This is a genomic window from Rhizobium sp. FG113 (assembly GCF_057809895.1).
On the sequence record NZ_JBMDKV010000003.1, the window covers coordinates 466,071 to 478,849 of the forward strand.

General features: G+C 60.0%; 11 protein-coding genes. All 11 read left to right on the plus strand.

From position 1 onward, the window contains the following. The first annotated feature begins 123 nt into the window (after positions 1-123). The 11 genes from ACODTZ_RS12630 (at position 124) to ACODTZ_RS12680 (ending at position 12,772) form a co-directional block, all read left to right on the plus strand. Positions 124-3,132 carry a hypothetical protein gene (locus ACODTZ_RS12630; RefSeq protein WP_489026118.1) on the plus strand — a complete coding sequence of 1,003 codons (3,009 nt, stop codon included), beginning with the start codon at positions 124-126 and terminating at the stop codon, positions 3,130-3,132. After that, complete coding sequence (locus tag ACODTZ_RS12635; RefSeq protein WP_489026120.1) at positions 3,129-3,551, plus strand: hypothetical protein; 423 nt, start codon at positions 3,129-3,131, stop codon at positions 3,549-3,551. The genes ACODTZ_RS12630 and ACODTZ_RS12635 overlap by 4 nt, the downstream gene beginning before the upstream one ends. Next, on the plus strand, positions 3,548-4,072 hold the full coding sequence (locus ACODTZ_RS12640) for a hypothetical protein (RefSeq protein ID WP_489026122.1): 525 nt from the start codon (positions 3,548-3,550) through the stop codon (positions 4,070-4,072). Before ACODTZ_RS12635 ends, ACODTZ_RS12640 begins: the two co-directional genes overlap by 4 nt. Next, positions 4,069-4,491, plus strand: a complete 423-nt coding sequence (locus ACODTZ_RS12645; protein ID WP_489026124.1) for an NlpC/P60 family protein — start codon at positions 4,069-4,071, stop codon at positions 4,489-4,491. The genes ACODTZ_RS12640 and ACODTZ_RS12645 overlap by 4 nt, the downstream gene beginning before the upstream one ends. Further along, the gene (gene gpJ / locus ACODTZ_RS12650; protein WP_489026126.1) at positions 4,488-7,868 is read left to right on the plus strand and encodes a TipJ family phage tail tip protein; all 3,381 of its coding nucleotides are present in this window, start codon (positions 4,488-4,490) and stop codon (positions 7,866-7,868) included. Before ACODTZ_RS12645 ends, gpJ begins: the two co-directional genes overlap by 4 nt. Before the next feature lie 7 nt (positions 7,869-7,875). Beyond that, complete coding sequence (locus ACODTZ_RS12655) at positions 7,876-9,276, plus strand: hypothetical protein (RefSeq protein WP_489026128.1); 1,401 nt, start codon at positions 7,876-7,878, stop codon at positions 9,274-9,276. After that, on the plus strand, positions 9,276-9,827 hold the full coding sequence (locus ACODTZ_RS12660; protein WP_489026130.1) for a hypothetical protein: 552 nt from the start codon (positions 9,276-9,278) through the stop codon (positions 9,825-9,827). The genes ACODTZ_RS12655 and ACODTZ_RS12660 overlap by 1 nt, the downstream gene beginning before the upstream one ends. Before the next feature lie 146 nt (positions 9,828-9,973). After that, a complete protein-coding gene (locus ACODTZ_RS12665) occupies positions 9,974-10,777 on the plus strand; it encodes a DNA adenine methylase (RefSeq protein ID WP_489026132.1) in 804 nt (267 codons plus the stop codon). 514 nt (positions 10,778-11,291) lie between these two features. Further along, entirely contained in the window at positions 11,292-11,762 is a 471-nt protein-coding gene (locus tag ACODTZ_RS12670; protein ID WP_489026134.1) for a hypothetical protein, read from the plus strand. Positions 11,763-11,885: 123 nt separating this feature from the next. Then, positions 11,886-12,089, plus strand: a complete 204-nt coding sequence (locus tag ACODTZ_RS12675) for a hypothetical protein (RefSeq protein WP_111563609.1) — start codon at positions 11,886-11,888, stop codon at positions 12,087-12,089. Positions 12,090-12,559: 470 nt separating this feature from the next. Continuing rightward, positions 12,560-12,772 carry a cold-shock protein gene (locus ACODTZ_RS12680; RefSeq protein WP_018900054.1) on the plus strand — a complete coding sequence of 71 codons (213 nt, stop codon included), beginning with the start codon at positions 12,560-12,562 and terminating at the stop codon, positions 12,770-12,772. The last annotated feature ends 7 nt before the right edge of the window (positions 12,773-12,779 follow it).

The window sequence follows — 12,779 nt, forward strand, 5'->3', positions numbered from 1 at the left end:
GATGATCTGCGGGCCAAGTACAATCCGCTCTTTGCCGTCATCCGCGAATACAAGGCCAGCCTCACTGAGATCCGTACTCTTCACGCCCAGGGCGCTCTCTCCACGAACGAGATGACCGCTGCTATGGTTCGCGAGCGTCAGGCGACGTTGGCGAGCATCGATGCGATCAAAGGGCGGGTCAACGCACAGCGCTCTGCTGGGAACCAGAATTTTCAGGCGACGAACGTTGCCTATCAGGTGCAGGACGTTTTCACGACGGCGCCATTTATGAACCCGGCAACAGTCGGCCTTCAGCAGGGTCCACAGTTGGCCTCCGCGTTTGCCGGCCAGAGCCTGAAAGAGGCCGGAACCACGCTTGCAGCTGCTGCCGGCCAGATCTTGAGCCCTGTTTCGCTGGTGGCAATCGGGTTGACCACAGCTACCGCTGCAGCGATCCACTTTGGGGTCGGTCTTATGGACGCCGCGACCGAGACGCGGAAGATGGACGATGTCCTGCAAAACCACGAGAGCGTGCTCAAGCGGCTCGAAGAGCGCTATGGATCGTTGGTCGACAAGGCGAAGAGCTTCGCAACCGAAAGTGCGAAAGTCCTGACCTTCCAGTCGGGATCGGACATTCGAGCGCTGCGCAGTGTCACCAACACGGCTCAGTACAATTTGTTCAACCAGACGGGCAACATCCTCGGCCGGGTTCGTGGCGGCACACAAGGTGGCAATGACCTGTCGGTTGATAGTGCGTACAAGCCCATCGAAGACGCCCTGAGGCGGCTGAGAGGAGAGGCCAAAGAAGGAAAGCCTGACTTCGATGCGTTCTATGACAGCCTCTATAAGCAGGCAGCGCTAGACCCGAAGTTCGCCAAGCGTGCTGACGAACTGGCACTTCTCGTCGAGGAGTATCGTCAGGGAACGAAGGCGCTCCAGGAGATGGAGCGCATCCAGCGCGCAGTGTTCAATGACCGTGGTCCCAACGGCATGCTCCTCTCCCAGGGGCCAACAGCGAGAGCTGACAGCACTAGTTTAACCCTTTGGGAATCCCAGCAGCGCGTCTCCGCTCAGCGGCGACAGCAGGCTTTCGATGCGCAGATCGCGGAAATTAATGCGCGGTCTCCCCAGGAACGGGCAAATGCAGCGCGAGCGTCTGCTGCCGCTCAGTACAACGGTGACGATTCAGCGACTGATCGGCGGGACCGGATAGAAAAGGCCAGTGCGCTCGCTTTAGCCCAAGCCGAGAAGACGCTCGCGGATGCGCAGCGCGACCGGCTCACGGCGCTTAACGAAACGCTCGATAGCCAGAAACTGGAGCTGAGCCTGATCGGCCAAACGGTCGGTGAGACCGAACGGCTGCGGATGGAATACCGCCTCACGCAGCAACTGAAGGAAGAGGCGGCCCGAAACGGTGTGCAGGTTGATCAGGCAGAACTGGCTCTGATCAAGGAAAAGGCCGCGGCTTACGGTAAGCTCTCTGAGCAGATAGCTGCGGCTAACATGCTGCGTGGACAAAATGATACCATCCTTCAGCTCAGAACCGAGATTTCCCTTGTCGGAGCCAGTGAGCAGCAACGCCGTCGGACACTCGCTCTTCTGCAGGCAGAGCAGGAATTGCGCCAGCGCGGCATTTCGGCCGACAGCGCGGCCGCCGAGGAATATCGGCGCAATGCCTTGCAGATTTCCGACGTCACCAACGAGCTGCGTAGGCAGACCGAGGCTTGGGATAAGGTGCGCAAGTCGGGTGAGGACACGATCGACAGTATCGTTGATGGCCTCTCCAGCGGCGACATCGGTGGCGCGCTCGAAGATATCGCGAAGGACATCTCCAGCACCTTCCTGGAGCTGTCGGTAAAGAATCCACTCAAGAATGCATTGCTGGGCACCGACTACGGAACGCTCTCCGATATAGGCGGCCTAGGCGGGATCTTCTCCAAGCTATTTGGTGGCGACACCGCTACGGGGTCGGTCCTGGGCAAGAGTGTTGGTGCGATGAGTGTCAACGCAGGCACGGTCATGATCAATGGCGGCGTTTCTGGCGGCGCTGGTGGGCTTGCCGGCCTTTTCGGTGGCGCTGCGAACAGTAACTCCGTTAGCAAAGGCTCCTCGGCTGTCGATCTTGCGTCCTCGCTTATCGGCACCAAGGAAGGCAACCCGAGCATCAACGCCTTCTTGAAGCAGGGTGGTGTCGATATCGATGCGGCACAGACGGCATGGTGTGCTGCTTTCGTAAACTCGTCTCTGAAGCAGATCGGCGTTACGGGGTCCGGATCTCAAATTGCCAACTCGTTTCAGAACTGGGGGAGTAAAGTCGATGTTTCGCAGCTTTTGCGCGGCGACGTTCTCGTCCAGTCGCGCGGGCTCGGGGCAAACCAAACCGGCGGTCACGTCGGTTTTGCGACCGGAGCAACGCGAGGCACAGGCAGTCAGCTCCAACTCGAAATGCTGTCGGGCAACACCAGTGGTGGCGTCGGCACCAGCTGGGTGTCTGCGACAGAAACTCAGGTTCGGCGCGCCACTGAATCGATCGGCAAGCTGGCCGGTGCGAGCGGAAGCGCGACACAGGGGCTTGGTCAGTTCGGGAACGGCTTGGGCCAGCTCGGCCAGAGCCTGTCGACCAATTTCTTTCCGCAGGCTCCTACCTCGAGCGGCGGAGGATGGTTCAGCAAACTTTTCAGCGGCCTATTTGGGGGAGCGTTCGTTCCAAATGGCGCTCAAGCTACCTTGGCCGCCAACGGCGGCATCGGCCTCTATGACACCGGTGGCTTTACCGGCCATGGCGGGATCAACGATCCTGCGGGCATCGTCCACAAGGGCGAGATTGTCTGGAGCCAGCGCAACATCGCGGATGCTGGCGGCATTGCCGTCGTCGAAGCGATGCGTCTCGGAAAGCCGGGCTATGCCACCGGCGGAGTTGTCGGAGGTCGCGGCTACATGGCGGCCGCCAACGACCGATCCAAGATCGAGATCCACAATTACAGCGGCGCGCACGTCGAGACCGAGGAGCGCACTGACGACAAAGGCCAGCGCCAGACGATCTTCACCTTGTCCGAGGGTGTTGGCGGCGCAATCGCGAAGAAGGGTGGCAACGCTTCCCGCACGATGGAGCGGCAGTACGGCCTGCGCAGGCAGGGAGTTAATCGCGGATGACAGTTGCTCTTTGGCCGGCCGAGCTTCCGCGTCCGGAACGGAACACCTTCCAGTTGACGCCCATGGATGCGCGTCTCAAGCGCCAGGGCGAAAGCGGCCCGCCGGCATATCGGCGCCGGTTCTCGTCAGTGCCCGAATACGTCACGCTCTCGATCTTCGTGCAGCGTGATCAGAAGGCCGTCTTCGATTCCTTCTACAAGCGGGACACGAAGAGCGGTGCGCTGCCTTTCTACATGCCAGATCCGACAACTGATGGCTGGCAGCTTCTGCTTGCTGACGGTCGGCCGCTCCTCACCAGCTCCGGTCATCCGGTCTTGATTGCCAAGCGCTGGCTCTGCTTGTTCGGTGATACGCTTCCTTCACAGGCGATCGTCGGCACGAGGTTCCGCATCACGTTCAATGTGACGGTGATGCCATGAGACGGATGTCACTCAATGCCCGCATGGCACAAGATGCCGAGGGATCGGAGGAGATCGAGGTTGCGCTCTTCTTCATCGACCACCCGATGCTTGATTCCCCGGTGCGCCTGTCGACAGACAACACCGAGCGCTTGTCCGACGACCCATTGATGTACGGCACACGCTCAACTTGGATGGGCAGCAATCCGGCCTCGGAGCCATTCTATTTCGTGCTGGCGAGCGCGCTCGTTCCTTCCGACCTGGAAGACGCGCCGGCTTCCGGCAGCTTTGTGCTCGAGAACGTCGACAATGAAATCGCAAAAATCCTGCGCAGCTTTACCAGCCTTGCGACGATCCACGTTGCCGTCGTGCTCGCCTCGTCGCCAAGCCTGATCGAGGCCGAATTCCGCGACATGAAGATCACCTCGGCCGAGATCGACGCCGGCGAGGTCACCATCGATTTCTCGCGAGAGGACATCGAAGACGAGAAGTATCCAGGCGGTCGCATGACCAAGGATCGTTTTCCGGGGCTACACAGATGATCCACTGGACCAATAGATATGTCGGCACTCCCTACAGCGAGTTCGGCTTTGCGGCTGATGGCTGCAATTGCTGGGGTCTCGCCGTTCTCGTTTATCGCGAAGAACTCGGCATCGTGCTGCCGACCTATGCCGGGGAATACGTCTCGGTCGAGGAGCGCGCCGAAGTGGCCTCGCTGGTCGCTGGCGAACGCGCAGCGCATGGCTGGCGTCCCGTCGCGGGCGCGCGGACTTTTGACCTCGCCACCTTCCGGCGCGGGCATCTTGAAACACATATCGGCATCGTCGTGTCACCCGGCCTCATGCTGCACGTCACCGCCGATGATCAGGCGAAGATTGAACACTACAGCACGGGTCGCTGGCAGCATCGGTTGACGGGCATTTATCGGCATGTTGAAGCCGGTTCGCAGGTGGCAGCGTGAACGCGCCGGCGCTTATCCCAGCCGATCGAAGCGACGTGGTCTCGGTTCTGGCCGCACCACTTCTCGATCCAGGCGCCGGCCGCATCGACATCGAGCTTCCAACAGGGCTGTCGCTGCTCCAGATGGTCGAAGCCTCGTTGCCTCGCGCTTCCGGTCGCGACCTTCAGCACATGCGTGTCACGCTCGTCACCGCACAAGGTGTCTTGGTGATCGAGCGGGAGCAGTGGAGCCGGGTTCGGCCGAAAGCCGGCGTCAAGGTCGTCATCCGCATCGTTCCGGGCAAAAGCATTCTGAAATCCCTGCTGTCGATCGTCGTGTCCGTCGTAGCGGTTGCGCTCGGGCAGCTCTGGGCACCGGCGCTGGCCGGCGCATTTGGTATTTCGACGGGCGTGGCCGCTGGCTTGATCGGCCTGGGCGTGAACGTCCTCGGCTCGCTGCTGATCAATGCGTTGATCCCCCCGACAAAACCAAAGACACCGAAGGACACGACCACCAACCCGGTCTACACCGTCTCGGGATGGCAAAATCGGCTCGATCCGAATGGCGTGGTTCCCGATATTGTCGGCAAGGTCAGGTATGCGCCGCCCTTTGCAGCCATGTCCTACACTGAGATCGTCGGCGACATTCAGTATGTCCGCGCCGTCTTCAATTTCGGCTATGGAGGTCAATACGGCCTCAACCTGTCTGGCTTCCGGATCGGCGATACCGAGCTGTCTGAATATGACGAGGTGACCACGGAGATCAGAGAGGGGCTCGCCACCGATGCGCCTCTTACGATCTACTCGAAGCAGGTCAACGAGGAGAACGTCGGTGCCGAGCTGGTACGGCCGCTGCCACGCAACGATGCCGGCACAGTCATCTCCGGCCCGTCGAAATCGACGCCGATCGTGCGCACCACAGGTTCCGATGCCTCCGGGGCCTCGATCATTGTCGGTTTTCCTGCCGGCTGCGGCAGCGTCAACGATAGCGGAAATCCGATCAACGTGACGGTGGCAATCCGCATCCGCCAGCGCAAGGCCAACACCGAGGCGTGGGCGGACGTAATCACCCTGAACATCACCAATGCTAAGTTCGAGGGCTTCTATCGGCAGCACACGTGGGACTTTCCATCGCGCGGCCGCTGGGAAATCGAAGTCGAGCGGATGACGGACGAACACACGTCGACCAGGACGCAGAGCCGCTCCAGCTGGCTGTCGCTCCAGACCTTGCGCCCGGAATATCCATTGAACTTCGACAAGCCGCTTGCGCTGGTCGCGGTTCGGGTGAAGGCGACGTACCAGCTGAATGGGACGCTGGAGAGCTTTAACGCGATTGCCTCCAAGCGCTGCCTCGACTGGGATAAGGCGACAGGTACGTGGGTCGTACGTGAGACCAGCAACCCCGCCTCGTGGTTCCGCTATGCGCTTCAGTCACCCGCCAATCCGCGCCCGACCGACGATAGTGGCATCAATCTGGAAGAGCTTCAGGACTGGCACGAATACTGCACTCTGAAGGGCCTGAAATTTGATAGAGCCCTGGACGACGATAAGCTGTTTCGTGAAAACCTTGCTGAGATCGCTGCTGCCGGTCGCGCCATGCAGCGACATGACGGCCTACGCTGGACTGTTGTCGTCGATCGGCCGAAATCTCTGGTCGTCGATCACATCAACCCGCGCAACAGCTGGCAGTTCAAAGCGACCCGCAACTACTTCGATCCGCCGGATGGGTTTCGCGTCTCGTTTCTCGATGCCACGAACGACTACAAGCCGGCCGAGCGCCTGGTGCCGTGGCCTGGGCACTCTGGCTCCATCATCCTCACTGAAGCGCTGGAGCTACCAGGCAAGACCGATCCGGACGAGATCTGGATCGAGGCGCGCCGGCGCATGTATGAGGCGCTATATCGCCTCGATACCTACTCTGCTGTGCAAGCCGGGTCCGTTCGCGTAGCCACGCGTGGTGACCTCGTTGTCGGTTCGCTCGACGTGTTGGAACGCACCCAGGTGGCAGCTCGCGTTCGGTCTGTGACGGGTAAGCTCATCGAGCTGGACGAAGAGGTCGAGATCGTCGCAGGTCGAACCTACGCAGTTCGCTACCGCGTCTTTGCCGACGAGGACGACACGATCGGCGTGAGTGTCGTTCGGCCGGTTGTGCCGATCGTCGGCAGCTCGTCCGCCGTCATGCTCCAGGGCAATGAAGAGGATCGGCCGATCATCGGTGACATTCTTCATTTTGGGCAGTCGCTGACCGAGTCTTATCCGCTCCTGGTGACCCGCGTTGAAGCGGGCCAGAACCTTTCCTCCGTGTACAGGCTCGTCGACGCCGCGCCGATCATCGACGAGTTGACAGACGAGGAAGAGCCTCCGGAGTGGTCAGGCCGTGTAGGTGATGACGTTGGCGATGCCACCGCACAGCCGCCGGCGCCCGCTTTCCGCTCCATAAAAACCGGCCTCAATGGAACCGGTGTTGAAGGCGGCTTGAATGTGCTGGTAAACGCCGGCTCCGGCGCGATCGTCAGCTCTGTTTTCCGGCTTCAACATCGTCTTAACGGCGCATCTGTCTGGAACAGTATCGACTTCCCGTCTTCCGATGGCGGTGCATCGATTCCCGGTTATGCGACCGGAAACCCTGTGCAGCTCCGCGCCGCCGCCATCTCGCCGGCCAACGTCCTCGGTCCTTTCACGACAGTGGTGAACGTAACGATCGGGAACGATGATGCGCCGGTCCCGACTGGGCTCGATAGCAGCACAGTCACTGTCGGAGCGCTCCTCGGCGGCGCGACCGTGATGTTCTCGACAACCGACAACGCTGCAACAAAAAAGGTGCAGCTCTATAGGTCGATGTCAAACGTCCTCAATCGTGCGACTGACGCGATCGGCACGGCGCTCGATGTCTCTGCGTCGCGCAGCTACAGCATTCCAGATGGGGACAGCACGCGTAGCAACCTGATCACAAATGGTGGGTTCGACAGCGCTTCCACGTGGACGCTTGGAACCGGCTGGTCGATCGCCGGTGGCGTTGCTTCGCACTCGGCCGGGACGGCAGCGGTGATTTCACAGCCCCTCGCAGCCACGGCCGGAAAATACTACCGCATAGCCGGGACGCTTTCTGGCGTCTCTGCAGGCAATGTCGCTCCTCGATTGTCCGGCGTGGCGAACGTCGACGGAACTGCACGATCTGTGAGCGGCAACTTCTCTGATCGGCTGCTCGCCGTCGCCGGCAACAACGTCTTCGGCCTCTCGGCATCGTCCACCTTCGTGGGCTCGATCGACAACGTCGTTGCCTTCTTGGAAACAGAAACCTGCCTGCCATCCGGCGTGCACTACTACTGGCTTGAACCCCAAAATGCTGACGGCGTCGCCGGTCCGATCTCCGGCCCGTTCTCCGTCACGATTCGATGAGGAAGAAATGGACGACGGCGTAAGATCAACCAACATCGATCAGGCATCGCTCCTGGACGAGTTCATCGGCAACCGAAACGGATCGACGGTCCTCGTTCCGGTCGAGGCGGCGGCGGCGCAGCTGCTTGCCACGGGGCCTTTCCAGCTCCTCACCAATGCTGGGAAGATCTTTACCACCTATGCGGAGCTGGTAGCCGCTGCCGTGGGCGATTTCACACCTTGGGTCTATGCTGACCCGGATCCAGCAAAGAACGGCGTTTATCGTCGTCTCGCCGGCGCTTGGGTCAAAGCGATGGAACTTCCTTACAGCTTCATCAAAGCTACCAACGTCGGCGCTGGTTCGCCTTCCGCCATCCAGGCCACGACGGGCATCCCGGTATCGGAGATTGCCCTGGTCATCGTGCCGATCGCGGAGACGAACACGACGAGCCCCGTCACGATTTCGTTCAACGGCCAAGCGGCTCTGACGGTCAAGTCAAACTCCGGGAACGACATCGCTCCAGAGGGGCTGGTTGAAGACATGCTCATCGTCGGCGTTAAGGATGGAGATGTTTTCCGGCTGATTACCGATCAGGCCAGCACTGCCATCGTCGCAGCCGCTGAAGCTTTGCTTGAGGACGCCACAGCTGCCGCCTTCAACGCAGCAGGCAGCGCCTCGCTTGCCGATAGGTTCGCGAACGCGGCCGAAGACGTCGAAGTAACAGCCGGAAGTGGCCTGTTCTCTGCGTTTCATTGGTATCGCAAGACGCTGGCTCTTTATAACTCGGTGGTCAATGGGTTTGCCGGCGCGATCCATGGCGCCACCGCGAAAACTGCTTTTGTGGCAGCGGATGAAATCGGCTTCTGGGACAGCGTCTCGGGAGCATTGCGTAAAATCACGCTCGCCAACTTTTGGGCGCAGTCGAAATGGAAATCGGTCAAGATCGGCGAGACCTACTACGTGAACACCGCTCTGACCGGTGTTGACGTTCCTCCGGTCAGTGACGCCGAGGTTGTCTTTGTCGAACTTACTGCCGGCTTGACTGGCGCGGGTGCGTTCAACAACGCGAAGCTGACAACGGAAAGCGTTTCGGGAACCGCGCCACAAGTTCTAGCAAGTGCTGTCATCTCGGTAGCGGGCTCCCCGATGAACGGGCAAACCATTCGGCTTATCAACACAGAAGGCCGAATTCTTCGCCCCAGCACTGCACCGGGAACGCTGCAAGATGACGCTTCACAGGGACACGTGCACAACTGGACTGGTGCGACAGGTGCTGGTGGCTCCAACATCGGAGGTGGTGGCTACAGCATCGTTTCCACGGGCACTACCACGGGCCCGGTTACCGATGGCACCAATGGAACGCCGCGCATCGCCAACGAAAACCGCATGAAAAATCTCGGGGTCAAAGCTTACATGAGGGTCAAATAATGCCTTGGGCAATCAATGGACAAATATCGACAGAAGAACTTCCGGGCGGGGTTGCGATCACTGATGAGCAATACGCCGCAGCTATCGCTGGGATGGTCGAGGGTAAAATCATTTCGATCGATGACGGGTTCAATGTTGTCGAGCTTCCGCGTGAAGAGGAGCCCGAGCAGCCGCCACTGACTCTGGAACAAGTCAAAGTTTTGCTGAAGTCCATGGTCGACAACGCTGCTGAAGCTGAGCGCCTCAGGTCCATCACGCCGGGCGCTGGGCAGGCCATGACCTACCAGCAGAAGGCGGCCGAGGCTTCAAAGTTTTTGGCCACTACCAATCCCGAAGTGAGTGACTATCCGATGCTTTCCGCCGAGGTGGGCGTAACAGCTCCGACGCTCGCCGAGGTCGCGACAGTGGTCAACGGCGCATATTCTCAGTGGCAGCTTATCGGGGCGGCTATCGAAGCAACGCGTTTAGGTACGAAATTTGCTATCGAAGCTGCTCAGACTGAAGAAGCTGCGCAGGCCGTATTCGATGAACTATCGTGGCCGCAAGTCTGATTGTAGACGGGTGGTCAGAGCGCTAATAGCGCTCCGACGACGGGCCACAGTTTGGCGACCAGACCCGTCCGACAGCCGCATACACAACCGTCACACCCGTACCCTGCAGGGCGGGTTTCTAGTGACTGACTCGTGAGTTCTTGGAAATGGTGAATATTGATTCTTGGCGGGATGTGCCGAACACGCACCCGCCAGCGGCTTGGATTGGTGGCAAACGCTCGCTTGCGCCTCGGTTGGTCAAGATGATTGCCGACATCCCGCACCAGCTTTATGCGGAGCCTTTTGTCGGGATGGGCGGCGTTTTCTTCCGCCGCACGAGGGTGCCACGAGCTGAAGTCATCAACGACCGCAACGGTGATGTGATAAACCTCTTTCGCATCCTACAACGCCACTATCCGCAGTTCATGGACACCCTCAAGTTCCAAGTCAGTAGCCGTCGCGAGTTTGAGCGGTTGAAGGCTTGTGATCCGACGACGCTCACCGACCTCGAGCGGGCTGCGCGCTTCATCTATCTTCAGAAGCTCGCATTTGGCGGCAAGGTTGCAGGTCAGAACTTCGGGGTGGACACTGGCGGCAGCGCGCGCTTCAATCTGACAAGACTCGTCCCGCTCCTTGAAGACGTGCATGAGCGCCTATCCGGCGTCGTCATAGAGAACCTTGACTGGGGGGCATTCATAGCGCGCTACGATCGCGAAGGTGCGCTGTTCTACCTCGATCCGCCGTACTACGGCAGCGAAGGTGACTATGGAAAGAACCTGTTTGGTAGAGAACATTTTGCCGCCATGGCGACGATGCTAGGCCAGATCAGGGGTCGCTTCATCCTCTCGATAAACGACGTCCCAGCCATACGGGAGGTATTCGGCGCGTTCACGATTCATGAGGCCGAGTTGCTCTATTCGGTTTCCGGAGGCAAGGGTGTGGCCGCTAAAGAGCTGATCATAAGCAACTAAGCACAGTGCTGTCGGTCGCGAGGGCGTCCGGCAGCATGATCAGCGGCGAGGTCCATTGACCCTATCACTCTGTATCTTCGTGCATGCAATTAACGTGACCATGCCAAGCGCCTCGCTGAACTCCGTTGAGCCAGGGCCGCTCAACGATGTCCTTCGTATGAGTTCGCCGGCCACAGATCGCAACATTCCTCCGCCAGACGATGTCCGATAGGCGGCAATTTCCCAGCCTGCATCTGCGCGACGCCAGTGGACAACAGTGTGGTTGAGGAGGTGGATTTCGTTGAAAGGGCTGAGATCGTTCATGCGCGGAATATTGGCCCCGAGCGCACCCAGATCAATGGGCCTGTGAAGTGCCTTTAAAGGCCGCCTTACAAAAGGTTTGTGTTGCCAATCGAAGTTGCGCGCTTTGCCACGCGATTTTGCGCGCTACACGAGTGAAGCCTGAACCATCAAACCACGGGTGAAACCAGCCGCGTGACGGCCTTGCCGCGCGCCGGAGCCGAAGAGGACCGCAATGCCGCAGCACGCTCATGACGATCCCGGCAAGGACCTCAGGGACCGCCTCGGTCTCGAGTTGATCGTTGCGCTGGCGGCGAGGACATCGGAGATGCTGTCCATGCCGCTCGTAACCTGCCCGATCAACCGCTGCCGCCGCGCTCGCGCCTGCCAGCGCATCGCCGTCAAGGGAAGCAAGCTCGCCTGCGTCCATACGCTGCCCTCGGAATACACACCCTGCTTCACCGACTATCTCGGCTGGGCCGGGATGGTCTGCGCCGATGCTCGCGATGGAGAGCACGGCGCGATGTTCCGGCTCCTTGACCTCCTGCCGCCGGACCTGCGCGGCCATACGGTGTCGGTCGTCCGTGATTGCCTTGCCGGCGACGCCCGGGCGCTCGCCTGCCTTGATGAGACACTTGCCCTTATCGCCGAGAAAGCGCCACCGTTCCTTGGGCACCCGCAGAAGGAAGCGCAGGCCACACCCTGATGCGATCGCGATCGCCACCGCCCCCGGCGCCCCCAGCGCCCCGCCCTGCCCGCCGACATCGCGTTAAACTTGCGTCAACGCCCGCGTGGCATATCTCGCATCGAGACACGGTAGGAGACATCAATGGCATTCGTCGGCTTCAAGAACACCCACAATCACACGATCTACGTCAATCCGGCCCAGGTGCTCTATGTCTCGACCTATGAGGAAGACGTGACGATCATCGCCTACGCCGCCGCCGATGCCGCCGGCAAGCCTGCCGTCTCCTATGTGCGTGGCAGTGCCGACATGGTGCAGCACAAGCTCAGCGCCGGCGCCGCCCGCTGATCGAACTCGCGTCTACCGGGAATTCCGCTCGCGTTCAGCGGGCAGTCGCCCAACAGTTGGGCATTCGCACGAATTGGGGATGTGAACGTGCCGTTTCGCTACGCATTCCAGGAATGGGTCAGCGATACCGGCTCAGCGTTACCAATCGTCAAGTGTTTGAATCTTTGGCCATTCCCGCTTTGGAGCGGCTGGTGTCAGAATAATGTCGCTTGCATTTTGCTCCGTTTACTGGCACCAATTGTGTACTCGGGCATTTGCATGCCGGTGACTGGACTGATGTGGCTGAGCCCTTCTTTGAGGGGCGGCGTGGGGGGACCTTCACGCGCGTAGACGTTCTTTCCCCGTTCGTGAACTACTCGACTGACCCTTCGCGTTCTGAGTTAAGATGAGGGAGCGCGAAAGTGAAAGCCGTCCATTTCCTCTCGGGGGGATGGATACCAGACAGACTACAGGGAAAAGGACCTATCCCAATGGCCACCAAAGGCGTCGTAAAATTCTTCAACCAGGACAAGGGTTTTGGTTTCATCACTCCTGATGGCGGTGCGAAGGACGTATTCGTTCACATCTCCGCTCTCCAGGCTTCCGGCATCCAGTCGCTCCGCGAAGGCCAGCAGGTTACCTTCGACACCGAGCCGGATCGCATGGGCAAGGGCCCGAAGGCCGTCAACATCTCGGCCAACTAATACTGGT

Bases quoted from the DNA above. Each gene is read 5' to 3' on its own strand.
- ACODTZ_RS12630 (WP_489026118.1), top strand. From the start codon at position 124: ATGGTTCGCGAGCGTCAGGCGACGTTGGCGAGCATCGATGCGATCAAA.
- ACODTZ_RS12635 (WP_489026120.1), top strand. From the start codon at position 3,129: ATGACAGTTGCTCTTTGGCCGGCCGAGCTTCCGCGTCCGGAACGGAAC.
- ACODTZ_RS12640 (WP_489026122.1), top strand. From the start codon at position 3,548: ATGAGACGGATGTCACTCAATGCCCGCATGGCACAAGATGCCGAGGGA.
- ACODTZ_RS12645 (WP_489026124.1), top strand. From the start codon at position 4,069: ATGATCCACTGGACCAATAGATATGTCGGCACTCCCTACAGCGAGTTC.
- ACODTZ_RS12655 (WP_489026128.1), top strand. From the start codon at position 7,876: ATGGACGACGGCGTAAGATCAACCAACATCGATCAGGCATCGCTCCTG.
- ACODTZ_RS12660 (WP_489026130.1), top strand. From the start codon at position 9,276: ATGCCTTGGGCAATCAATGGACAAATATCGACAGAAGAACTTCCGGGC.
- ACODTZ_RS12665 (WP_489026132.1), top strand. From the start codon at position 9,974: ATGGTGAATATTGATTCTTGGCGGGATGTGCCGAACACGCACCCGCCA.
- ACODTZ_RS12670 (WP_489026134.1), top strand. From the start codon at position 11,292: ATGCCGCAGCACGCTCATGACGATCCCGGCAAGGACCTCAGGGACCGC.
- ACODTZ_RS12675 (WP_111563609.1), top strand. From the start codon at position 11,886: ATGGCATTCGTCGGCTTCAAGAACACCCACAATCACACGATCTACGTC.
- ACODTZ_RS12680 (WP_018900054.1), top strand. From the start codon at position 12,560: ATGGCCACCAAAGGCGTCGTAAAATTCTTCAACCAGGACAAGGGTTTT.